Annotated in this window: 10 protein-coding genes; 3 read left to right on the forward strand and 7 right to left on the reverse strand. The window is 50.4% G+C overall.

Annotated elements, in window-relative coordinates; all coding sequences use genetic code 11:
- Position 1 precedes the first annotated feature (1 nt).
- From AC13D2_RS21095 to AC13D2_RS21125, 7 genes are all read right to left on the reverse strand, one after another.
- A complete protein-coding gene (locus AC13D2_RS21095) occupies positions 2 to 271 on the reverse strand; it encodes a type IV conjugative transfer system protein TraL (protein WP_091643629.1) in 270 nt (89 codons plus the stop codon).
- Positions 272 to 295: 24 nt separating this feature from the next.
- Positions 296 to 661, reverse strand: coding sequence for a hypothetical protein (locus AC13D2_RS21100; protein WP_211285864.1), 366 nt, complete (start codon positions 659 to 661; stop codon positions 296 to 298).
- Positions 662 to 663: 2 nt separating this feature from the next.
- Positions 664 to 1,365 carry a DsbC family protein gene (locus AC13D2_RS21105; RefSeq protein ID WP_482939122.1) on the reverse strand — a complete coding sequence of 234 codons (702 nt, stop codon included), beginning with the start codon at positions 1,363 to 1,365 and terminating at the stop codon, positions 664 to 666.
- 319 nt (positions 1,366 to 1,684) lie between these two features.
- A complete protein-coding gene (locus AC13D2_RS21110; RefSeq protein WP_153634976.1) occupies positions 1,685 to 1,996 on the reverse strand; it encodes a hypothetical protein in 312 nt (103 codons plus the stop codon).
- 141 nt (positions 1,997 to 2,137) lie between these two features.
- Positions 2,138 to 2,449, reverse strand: coding sequence for a hypothetical protein (locus AC13D2_RS21115; RefSeq protein WP_153634967.1), 312 nt, complete (start codon positions 2,447 to 2,449; stop codon positions 2,138 to 2,140).
- A gap of 178 nt (positions 2,450 to 2,627) precedes the next feature.
- On the reverse strand, positions 2,628 to 5,648 hold the full coding sequence (locus AC13D2_RS21120; RefSeq protein ID WP_177190647.1) for an ATP-binding protein: 3,021 nt from the start codon (positions 5,646 to 5,648) through the stop codon (positions 2,628 to 2,630).
- The gene (locus AC13D2_RS21125) at positions 5,626 to 6,528 is read right to left on the reverse strand and encodes an alpha/beta fold hydrolase (RefSeq protein ID WP_482939123.1); all 903 of its coding nucleotides are present in this window, start codon (positions 6,526 to 6,528) and stop codon (positions 5,626 to 5,628) included. The genes AC13D2_RS21120 and AC13D2_RS21125 overlap by 23 nt, the downstream gene beginning before the upstream one ends.
- Positions 6,529 to 6,707: 179 nt before the next feature.
- Between AC13D2_RS21125 and AC13D2_RS21130 the strand changes: the two genes are divergently transcribed.
- From AC13D2_RS21130 to AC13D2_RS21140, 3 genes are read left to right on the forward strand one after another with little or no spacing between them, the layout of a single operon-like run.
- The gene (locus AC13D2_RS21130; RefSeq protein ID WP_482939124.1) at positions 6,708 to 7,058 is read left to right on the forward strand and encodes a hypothetical protein; all 351 of its coding nucleotides are present in this window, start codon (positions 6,708 to 6,710) and stop codon (positions 7,056 to 7,058) included.
- Positions 7,055 to 8,035, forward strand: a complete 981-nt coding sequence (locus AC13D2_RS21135; protein WP_482939125.1) for a response regulator — start codon at positions 7,055 to 7,057, stop codon at positions 8,033 to 8,035. Before AC13D2_RS21130 ends, AC13D2_RS21135 begins: the two co-directional genes overlap by 4 nt.
- Positions 8,023 to 8,625, forward strand: a complete 603-nt coding sequence (locus tag AC13D2_RS21140) for a helix-turn-helix transcriptional regulator (RefSeq protein ID WP_091643602.1) — start codon at positions 8,023 to 8,025, stop codon at positions 8,623 to 8,625. The genes AC13D2_RS21135 and AC13D2_RS21140 overlap by 13 nt, the downstream gene beginning before the upstream one ends.
- Positions 8,626 to 9,013: the final 388 nt, after the last annotated feature.

Genomic DNA, 9,013 nt, shown 5'->3' on the forward strand with positions numbered 1-9,013 from the left:
GTCACTCGTGAAATTTGGTGGCAGTGGGAACGGGATAGCCTTTGAGTTCAAAGAACCCGTTGGCATAGGCCAGATGGCTGAACCAGCCTCGGGCGCGTTTTCGTTTCATAGGAATAAGGAGGGCCGGACCAATGAACAGCGTTATCCAGGCGAGGCCACCAAAGATGGCGGCGCCAAGATAAAAAATCACGATGATCGCCATTTCATGCGCGTCAAACCAAAGGACTTGAAGCGGCTGATGAAGGTAAATCGGTAGTCGTGATTCGTTCATGGTCGGCCTCCGGTCTTTGCTCGCTTAGATGATCATGCCAAGCGAAGTTGTGATGCTGTCAGCCTTGATCATGGCGGTACCGCCCAGAACGCCACCGGCAGCAAGCATCCAGTTCTTGGTGATCTGGACTGCTGAAAGAACAATCGCAGCCAGGCCGCCGACGAACCCAACAGGGCCTTTCAGCATGTCGTTTACAGCCACGTCGTACAGGTCAAATGCGAAGGTACCGGCAGCTGGAGCTGTGATTGCGCTGGCAGTCATCGAACCCAGCACGAGCATGGGTACGGCAGCTACCGGGGCAGCGGAGCGGAATGAGCCAAAACGGGCTTTGGCAATGGCGCTCAGGCGAGACAGTTCTGCGTGAGCAGTTTGAGAAGCAGACACTTTCATTTTTAACTCTCCTTGGTTTTGTTGGCGAGGTAATTGGCGATTACCTCTTTCCTAAAGCCCGTCACAGGGCTCCCATCGAGGATCAGTGTCGGTGTTCCTTGAACTCGCCACTGACTCGATACGTTGGCGTGAACCTGAAGCTGCTCAGCACCGGTGTCACAGGTCGCTGTAGGCTTGATTCGACGCAAATAGATGTCATCAAAGGCAGCGGCTTTGTCTTCCGAACACAGGATGTGTTGGGCTTTGGCCGGTGCGGTTTGAGGATGAATCGCTGTCATGAAGAAAATCACGCGCTTAACTGGTACTGCCGAATCGCGTATGAATTCGTCGTAGCGAAGGCAATAGGGGCAATCCGGGTCTGTGAACTCGATAATGGGAACGCCGTCCTCGGGGCCAAGAACGAGCGCCTGGTCATAAGGGAGGTCTTCAAGCCGGAGGCGGTTTGCTCGCGCAATGGCTTCTGCAGTTAGCGACTGACCTTCAAGGTCATAAATCTCCCCGAACACCAGAGCATTGTTTTCCGCCGAGAAGTAAATCACCTGGGCTCCGCTCAACGTCACCTCGTAAAGGCCATCGATAGGGCCAGGCCTGACATCGTGGATCTTAGAATTGGTGAACTTTGCAGCCAGGGTGTTCTTAACCTCTTCGATGGTCGTTGCATGGGCTGTGATTGAGAGCGCAATCAGAAGGATTGCCGAGATCATTCGAGAGCATTTCATTTGGAAGACGTCCGTGATTGAGGTTTGGTCAGCTCCTGCAAGAGCCGAGGATCGATATGAACACCGCGCGCTATTTTTTCTAACTTGGGCTTGGGGAGGCGAGCATGGTCCAGAATGACCCAAGTGCCTTCATCGAAAACCACTTCGCTTTTGGGCTTGCTGGCCAGAGCGGGGGTGGTAATCCCGCTCAGGAGTGCGGCCGCTATTAATATAGAGTTAGTCGTTTTCATATAATCTGTGCAACCTACAGGCGGTGACTTACACAGATGGAGTATAGGGCAGGTTTATACGCTTGTATATAATTTTATATGATTTTTTTCGACTTCTTTGCGAGGTACTTCACCAGGGAGGTGTAAATGACGCGGTTTTGCGGCTGACTGTCTTCTTCGGCTCGGGTTTTCACTTCCATGACGATAGGGTCCGGCAACCAAATGCTGATATAGACGCCGTCGCGGGGAGAGGCAAGGTATTCAGGGTCGTTTGATGCGAGAAACCAACTCACGGCATCGCGGTAGAGTTGCTTTAAAAAAATCCCTTCTTGAGCAGCATAGGATTTCAACGCAGATCGAGTGTCTTCACCCAACTTTAGTTGCTTGAGAGTCTCATGCGTGTCCAATGGTGTCGCTTCCTGGTGAGTTGATGGGCACCGTCCATGGCGTGCCGCGACGGATCAACAGGAATTATATAGCATTATATGAAAATGTCTAAAATAAAATGTTACTTTGCGAGACTATCGAGGAAATTGACATTTTGGGAGCTATTCGAAAAAGCGAACCAGGGCAGTGTATTCGACCCGGTTTACAGGCACGTCGTCTTGCTCTGCCGCCGATTGTACTTCGGCAAGTATAGAGTCCCGTAGCCAAAAGGATCTGGATTTGCCCTCGCGCGGGGAGGCAAGGTACTGGATCTTCTTGGTTTTTCTGTCCGCGATTAGTTTCTCCATTGCTTCATCGAACACTTCTTGCATTAAAACGTCATCTTGCACGGCCTTCATTTTGATTGCTCTGTGAAGGTCATCTGGCATTTTTACTTGTTGAAGGGTTCTCTCAGCTTTTTTCGCGGTCGTCATCTACTGCCTCACTGTTTGCACACCGGCGTGGCAATCATGGCGGCGTCCGGTGCTGCAACTGGTTAGAGAATTCAATCCAATTAATTACGATTGAATTTATAGTTGTGTACGAAACCAATTAATTTTATATGAATTAATCCGTTTGCGATATACAACCCAGCGCCAAACGGCATGCAGGCTAGATGGTTTCAGGTAATGCAGTAAGTAGCGGGGATGGCTGGCTCTGATGTGCGAGAGGCAGCGTTATTTTAAAGGTGGCCCCATGGTCAGTGGGTTCCAGAACGATAAGCCCACCCATTTTATCGATGAGCGTCTTGCAAATAGATAGGCCGAGGCCGAGGCCGCTTGATTTGTTGGAGTGGATGAAGGGCTCAAAGATTTGTGAGCCAAGATGTGCAGGGACACCTGGGCCATTGTCGGAAACTGAGAGGGTTACAAATCGTCCTTCTTCATCAATTGCCCCCTGGATATCGATGCGGGGGTCAGCCACTGGTTTCTCCAAAATGGCGTAAAGGGCATTATCGATCAGATTCCCGAGAACATGCATAAGCGCGGAGTCAGACGCCACAACCTCTACTTCGACGTCCCTCACAGAGAGCGTCACCTGGCTCATACGATCTGCGTTCAGTTTTGCTGCCCGCGCAATTACCTCCACCAATGATATCGGTCTCAGCTCTAAAGATGGCGTTGCGGTAGGGGCAAGGAAATCTCTAAGCTCGCGCACCATTAGCTGAATGCGTTGAAGCCCCTCTGTGGCGTCGGCCAAAGCTTCAACCCGCACGGCATCGTCACTGTGGTTAGCGGCTACACGCGCAGCAGACAGGGCGTAATTCAGAGGGTTCCCAATTTCATGGATGAGTGCGCCGGCAAAGTGGTTGAGTGTTCTCCAGCGCTCTGAGTGGATTAGTTGAGCCTCACTGGCTTTGAGTTCGCAGATTGCCTTTTCGAGTTCGCTGTTTTTGCTTTCCAGCAGCCTTTCGAGGCGAGTGCGTTGCACTAAATTGAAAACTCGCGTGGTGAGTTCTGGGCCAGAAAACGGCTTTGATAAAAAGTCATCAACGCCAAGCTTTAGAGCCTGCTCTTTAACATTGCTCTTTGTGTTCGCTGTGAGAAGTATTACGGGAATTGATCGCAGCTCGTTGCTTGCTTTCAACTCTGTAAGTATGTCGATGCCATCTTTGTCTGGCAGCATGTGGTCGAGAAGCACAGCCGAGGGTTGGCATTCACGTATGGTTTCAACCGCGGATCCCCCGTCGGCAACACGAATAATGTCGTAGCTGCTTTGGAAGAGGTCTACTAGGACTGCAGCGATGTCGTCCTCATCATCAACGATTACGAGTTTCGAGCGGGCGATGACGCCTCTATCCGAACTTTTCATGAGGTCGGCAAGCGATTTACGGAGAGCGATTGCATCAAACGGCTTTCCTAGAAATGCATCGGATCCCGCATCGATCGCCGCCTGTTTTGTCAGTGGATCGTTTTTAGCGGTCAGCATAATGATCGGGACTGTTTGGCCATTCGGCTGGCGCCTGCACCAGGCGACAAACTCCGCACCACTCATTCCAGGAAGCATCTGATCACTGATCACGCAGCTTGGCCTGGTCTGCTCAAACAGCTTCTGGCCCTCGTAGGCGTCAACGGCGATCTGTACCTCGAATTCCGACGCCAACACTGTTCTGATATAGGCGGCCATATCTGGCTCATCATCAACAACGAGACACAATGGCTTATTGCCGGCGCTCACGGCAGATCGTTGTTCGAAGCTGTAGAGACAGTCAACTTCTGCACTTCGGAAAAGGTCAACTCTTTCATCCTCTGTCGAGAAGGTTTCATCGATTAACTGGTTTGTAATAGGGAAGGAGACAGTAAACGTCGCTCCAAAATTGGGTTTGCTGGAAACATCGATGCTTCCGCCATGGGCTGAGACGATCTCTCTAACGAGGGCCAATCCTATGCCTGTTCCGTGGTACCGGCGGGTCTGCGATCCGTCGGCTTGACGGTATCTCTCGAAAATTACTTTGTGGTCTTTCGGGTCAATGCCAATGCCATTATCTTTCACGGTAAGCACCGCCTTGCTCCCTTGCCTGACCAGGGACACGCTGACTTCTCCGTTTTTTGCTGGCGAAAACTTGTAGGCGTTCTGTATGAGGTTAAAGCAGACACGCTCCAGCTGCATTTCACTGCCCATCACGGGAATGACCTCATCACCAATGTTTACTTGGAGTTTCCGCCCACTTTGAGAGTGGAATAGAGCCGAGAGTTGGTCCGCCGTGGATTTAACGACGCGATCAAAGGCTAGTGGTGAGAGTTTCGCGTGCTTTTTGCCGGACTCAAAGCTCATCACTTCAAGAACATCATTCACCAGCTTAATCAATCGGGAGCCATTTCTGACGATTCGCTCGATAACCTCGCGGGAATGCTCGGACAGTTGGTTGCCCTCGTTTTCCAGCAGGTGTTTAGCAGGACCAACGATGACTGTAAGGGGCGTGCGGAGCTCGTGGGAGACGTTAGCAAGGAATTCTGATTTCAGGCGATCCATTTCCTTCAGCTCGGAATTCTTCCGCTGAATTTCCTGCTCTTGGCAAAACGTATAAAAACGCTCTCGCTCTGAAAAGTAAGCAGCAATGTTGGCAACTACACCGGTGAGAAATATGAAGTAAGAGTTATTAATCACGATGCGCCAAGCACCGTCAGGGATTCCGGAGGCTGCGCTTACAGCCAAATAGCTTGCAAGGGTTAAACAGGTGTAGAACAGCGCTTCTTTGAATGAGAGCCCCAACATAAATCCGATGCCGAGCAACACAAGATTGATGCCGGCATAGTAGGTCGAAGTCGCTCCATCAGTCTGATAGATAATGATCACTACCGTTAAAATAACCGATGAAGTGAAGGCTGTTGTGACCAGGAATAGATAGGGCTTCACGGATGGCAAGGTGGTAATGCAGTACATCGCCATAAGAAAAGCGACTTCTGCGACACGCAGGAACGCAAACTGCACAAACTGCTCAGGGTAAACAACGTAATCCAGAGGGATGCCGAGAGTTACGATCACAATCGAGATCAGGCAGCCAATTCGATTGAGGTAAGCTCGATCAGCCAGGTTTTTCTGTTTATAAGCGGGGCGATAATGCTCTAAGTGAGATACATCACCGAAAGCCGGGCTGAACTGCGTGAGGCTACGCGTGAGCGACTTGAGCATTACTTTGGCCCACCCTGGCCATAAAGGATTCAATAGCGGACTGGTATTGAGGCCAGTTTTCAAACATCGGCATGTGCCCACTCCCATCAATGAGCGCCAGACTACTGTTGGGGAATAGATCTGAAAGCTCTTTAGTTCGTTCTAGGGACACATACGGGTCGCGGTTGCCACACATTACCAACACTGGACATTGAATGCTCGGAATGATGTGGCTGAGGTCCATGTTGGCCAAGTCTCTAAAATAGATGCCCATGGATACGCCGCTGATTTTCTGAAGAGCGGGGAAATAGTAGGGCAAGTAGGCTTGAAAGTCGGGTCGATTGATGACGCTTTTGGGCTCTGCCAGTACATCACCAATGAACAGTTTGTGAACGCCCAAAGTTAGGGAGCTGACCCTCAACGTTGGTGAAATCAAAGCTCGGCCTAAACCGCCCAGCTTGTTTGCCATCCATTGAAAAGCAGCGTAGATGCCGCCTTCTTCCTTTCCGGTTACTGCTCCACCTATTGATACGAGACCTCGAACTCGCTCGGGCACCACGGCTGCGGCCGCTATCGCAGCATGCGCGCCTGTTGAGTGTCCTACCAGGATAAACGATGTCGTGGATCCAAGTAGCTGGTTAATTTGTTCAAGTACCGAACTGGCAAGACTCTCAGCGGACAGTTTTGATGAAGGGCTAAGTGAGGCCGATGGATAGTGACCAGGCAAACCAATGACGAAGATTGGGCGGTCGCCGAATACAGATAGATGGGAAGGCCACCAAAAATAAATAGAACAAAGAAGACCATGGATTAATACAACGGGAGTGCCTGGCGCGTTCTCATTGAATGCAAGGCATCTGAAACCATTGATCGCTATTTCCCTTGGGGGCAGAGGCGCCATATCCAAATCTTCCTTTGAAATCCTTTGCGTGTAAAATACTAGATGGCGATTGGTATTTCCGGGCACGGAGCCACAATTCGGGACAACATATCGCTGAAATGGGCACTAGTCAGCAGATTTAACTTTGCTGATGCAGAAAAATGGACGCCTTAAACCGTCCAACACCACAAGGACTGTGCGTGATTCACTGTATTTCAGGGCAACCTGATGTGATCGGCCGTCATCTCCCTGGCGACGACGTCATTTTTCACTCCTATGACCAACCGCTACCGTCATTTCCGGTCGACGCGATCCTTATACTGCATGAGCCGCCTTTAGCCTGGCTCAAGAACCCTGTTCAGATCCAAACTTCGACACACCGAATACTGCTCGCGGAAAACCCGTCTGCCGGTGCGATCAAGCTCGCGGTTAATCAGATCGGTGTGGTTCGAATTTCTGATTTGGCCAGCCTCTCAAAAGCCATTAAAGAGTTATTCCGAGACTCCGCCCTTATGGCGGCTCAACGTATGGTGGAGGGGCCTGCTGTATGAGCACCCCTCAGATTAGAGTGGCCTTTGTTGATGACGAACCAAGAACATTGCGAGCTTTCCAATGGGAGTTTGGTGAGCACTTTCACATTAAGACCTTTCTTAAAGGGAGTGAGTTGCTGACCGCGCTGAACGCCGGTGAACAGTTTGACGTATTGATCAGTGATCAACGCATGCCTGGGATGACTGGCGACGAGGTTTTAAAGGAGGTTAGCAAGCGATATCCGCCAATACGCAGGCTGGTTATGACGGCCTATGCGGATGTGGGCCCACTTCAAATTTGTGTGAATGAGGCGGGTATTGACGGATACCTTGAAAAGCCTTGGGATCCGGACGAGGTCCGAGATTTTATAGTAAGGGCACACGGTAGACTTCTGCAGGCGCGAAGCCGAGAGCTACGGCGTATTGCGGCGGGGAACGATCGCTGGTCATCTATTCAAAAGTCCAGGATCTCAGGCGTTGCACAAATGTGCGAGGCCTTGGGTTTCAATTCCACGGTACAAACTTCTTTTTATCAGGCCTTGGAGCTTTCTGCCTTCTTCAGGCCATTCGATTGGTCTGATTTGCTGCTGATAGATTCGTCATCTGAACAGGAGCTGATCCTCGACTTTCTTTCATCCATCGAATCTTTGATGTTGCTCGGGTCAGAGTTTAATGATCCCTGCCGACGCGCGCTTTTTTACTGGTGGATGCTACTCAAAGCATGCCCAGAAGGGCAGGGAAGTAGTTTTTTCAAACAGTGCCACGCGAACGGGACGATATCTCTGTCTTTTGATGCTGGCGCCCCTTTTGGGGACAGCATTTTTGATCCGTGTGGTGATCGGGATCCTAAAACCATACGGCGAAACGCTCTTCTTCTTTTGGTTATCCAGGAGCTCCAACCGCTAGGTGGCAGCCTACTCCTGGTGCCAGACAACGCAAGGTTCAAAGGGGATCTCCTGATGGGGCCCGAATCAGGGAGGGCGACATGGGCTATGTAAGCGTCACTATCGTCTATCCCTTTCGCATACTTGCAGATGCGTTTAGCTCCAGCATCAACAAGCTACCGGACTTTTACGTTTCGAACCAAGTTGAATCGCTGGTGGAACTCTGGGAAAGCGTGGAAGAGACCGATTTAATCCTGGTGGATGCCGATCTTCTCAAACAATCTTGTTTCAGAGACATTCGGAAAATCATGGCTAGCTTTCCCGGCGTACACATAATTGTGATTGGCATAGTGTCGGCGCCTGAAGTGCTGATAATGAAAGGTTGTGCTGGTTACATTGACCTTCATCGAGGATTTGACGAGGCTCTCCACCTGATTACCAGAGTTGGCAGAGGTGCGACCGGGGGTATTTTGTCGAGCTCCAAGTCGTCCAGTGAAAGCACCTTGGATACCCTTTCACAGCGGGAAAGCCAAACCCTAAAACTGATTTGGGATGGCATGACGAATAAGGAAATATGTGACTTTTTGGGAGTGAAACAGCAAACCGTTAGTTCCTATGTGAATCGCCTCTGTGAAAAGCTCGGTGTGGAGTCACGTAACGGGATTTTTCTACTGAGCCACCGGCTGAGAGATAAAACGCTGTAGGTTTTTTAAGGCAGGATTTGCCTGTTTCTTACTACAGACACTTTACAATCCGTAACATAGACTTCTCCAGTATATACGGACATATATTGAAGGAAGCATGAAGATGATTGCACTGACGAAAGGACGCGCAGTATCAACCTCGCTGTTTGTCTGTCTTCGGGAGGCGAAGACGGGCGGGTTCACCACCAATTTTTATCAAGCGGTCTCGGTGGATCCCTCGGTATCGTTTAGCACGCCTAACCGAAGTAGTCGCTCCTGCAAAAGTAAAAACCTGAATTAATGCAATGAGTTGCCCAGGATCTGGGGTATAATACCCACCATAAATCTCCCCGTTTCGCTCAAAAACCGGAAGAAATGCCCATGATCCCACGGGATAAGCGCCAGGCAC

This window comes from Marinobacter sp. B-12 (assembly GCF_056857915.1).